Here is a 2,142-nt window from a genome sequence, read left to right on the forward strand (position 1 = left end):
TTTCTCATCCGCCATCGCGGCATCCGGAATCGCAATCGCCGTCATCCCCGCCGCTTTCGCCGCCGTGACGCCAAACGGCGAATCCTCGAACACCAGGCAGTCCCGGGGTGCGACGCCCAGGCGTCGTGCCGCCGTGAGGAAGATATCCGGCGCCGGCTTGGCCGCACCGACTTCCGGATCGTCGGCGGTGACGATGGTGTCGAACAGCGCAAACCAGTCACGGTGCAACGTGGTTTTCTGGCCGAACGACTGGCTCGACGAACTGGTGCCCACCGCAATCGGAATGTTGTGGGCCTTCAGATGCCTGACCAGTTCCTGTGCGCCGGGCATCGCCTGTGCTGTAGGAAAACGCTCGCGCATCAGGGGTTCGCGGATCGTCAGAAATTCCTCTGCTGTGATCGGCAGGTCCAGCGCCTCGACCACGTACCGCGCCAGGTCACCGGCGCCGCGACCGATGATGTTCTGCTTGATGCTCCAGTCGAATGTGCGCCCATACCGTGCGGCGATGATCGAGGTGAATTCGGTGTAGATGCCCTCGGTGTCCAGCAACAAGCCGTCCATATCGAAAATCACGGCCTTGATCGGGCCGAACTCATCCAGCGCTGCATTCATCGCATCTGATCCGTTTTCAATGACAGCCCGGCGGCTCGGGTGCGGCCGCTGCGTGGCTGATTAAAGGGTTCAGCAGCATAGCGAGCGCGGCTGAACAATGTCGACCATTTAGCGAATCGCCCTACAGCAAACGCCTACTTTCCTGACTTCTTTCCCACCGGTTCCACCGCAGAGTTTTGCGCCCGACGTCACCCGAGCGAAAGACTGCGCATGTTCGATCCCGAAAAGCTGCTGGCCCAGCACAACACCATCGGTCTGTTGTTCGTAGCTGCAATGAATCGCGAACAGCCGGACATTGAAGGCTTGCTCAGTGAGTTCCGCCTCTGCCTCAACCACTACGACGCCTGGGCGCAAAGCTATTGGACCGGCGGCGCACTGGACGTCGAGCAAGTGTTCAAGGTGGGCAGCGACGTCCACCTCACCGCGCCTGGGCGCTCCACCACCCCCATCAGCTCCACTGTCGCCCAATGCCCCGCCAGCGGCCCGCTGACCCTGGTGCACATGTTCGAAGCCGCGCGCTTCGTGCCGATCGGCGATACGCCTGTAACGCTCGAACCGCTGATCTCGGACGGTCCCGACGGCCCGATATTCGGCGCACCGGTCCACCACACCATCGGCCCCAGCGGCATCCTTGAAATCAGCGATTGCTGGCGCGGCAATCGTTACCGCATCAGCTTCTTCCCCAAGGTCACCCCCGATCACGTCAAAGCGTTGTACGCCTCTTATCAGGACGTGGTCGGCGAACTCGAAGGCTGGCTGCGCGATGAGTGGACGAGCGAATTCGAAGCGCAGTGGGCCGAGTTTTCCGAAGCCGGCTTCATCGAGCGCTACGGCCTGCTGCGAGAGGCAGATTGGCGCGGGTTCGAGAATTCGCTGAACGAGTTGTGGGACGACGTGAAGCAGCTCTACGCGCTGATCGCGGACCTGCAGGCCAACAGTGAAAAGCTCCTCGATTACCTGACCGGGATCGAACTTGAGACGCTGCTCAATGCGTCGTCCGAGGCCATCGCCAATCTGCTGTTGGTGCTTGGCGACGAGCCGCTGATGTTCATCCATCTGGCCGCATTCACCAGTTGGCTGAAGATGTTGCCGCCGCAGCATGTCGCCGAAGTCGTGGCGCAAATTCGTACCGAACTGTTGATCAGTTTCCTGCTGGTGCGCCTGACCGGGCCTGCAGGCCTGAAGCTCGGCATAAGTGCCAAGGTGCTGGCTCGGGTCCAGTCCGAGCGCGCCAGGCGCTGGTTGGCGGCGGCGGGTTCGCGGCTGGCTGAGCTCAACGATCGATCGGATCTGAGCGCCCATGCCGGTGCGCTCAAGCCGCTGATGGTCAGCGCGGCGAATGCGCCCGTGAAGCCTGCGCCCGCGGTGCCGCTACGGATCAGTGCGGCGGGAACACCCGATCGGTGGGTGGACAATCCGCTGGCCATTGCGCGCGGCAAGTCTGAAGCGTCGACACGCCTGGCCCGGCAGGAACCCCACCACGACGCTCCAGCGCAGGCCAAAAACCCCAACGGCGACAGCGCCGACACC

Annotated in this window: 1 protein-coding gene and 1 pseudogene; one reads left to right on the forward strand and one right to left on the reverse strand. The window is 62.7% G+C overall.

The features are described from left to right. Positions 1 to 612, reverse strand: a 612-nt coding sequence (locus B0W55_RS29205) for an HAD-IA family hydrolase (RefSeq protein WP_077049361.1), incomplete at its 3' end; no start/stop codon positions are given. 210 nt (positions 613 to 822) lie between these two features. Between B0W55_RS29205 and B0W55_RS29210 the strand changes: the two are divergent. Then, positions 823 to 2,142, forward strand: a pseudogene (locus B0W55_RS29210) (type IV secretion protein Rhs); the annotation flags it as partial.

The sequence above is a fragment of the Pseudomonas sp. KK4 genome (assembly GCF_001984065.1).
Taxonomy (GTDB): domain Bacteria; phylum Pseudomonadota; class Gammaproteobacteria; order Pseudomonadales; family Pseudomonadaceae; genus Aquipseudomonas.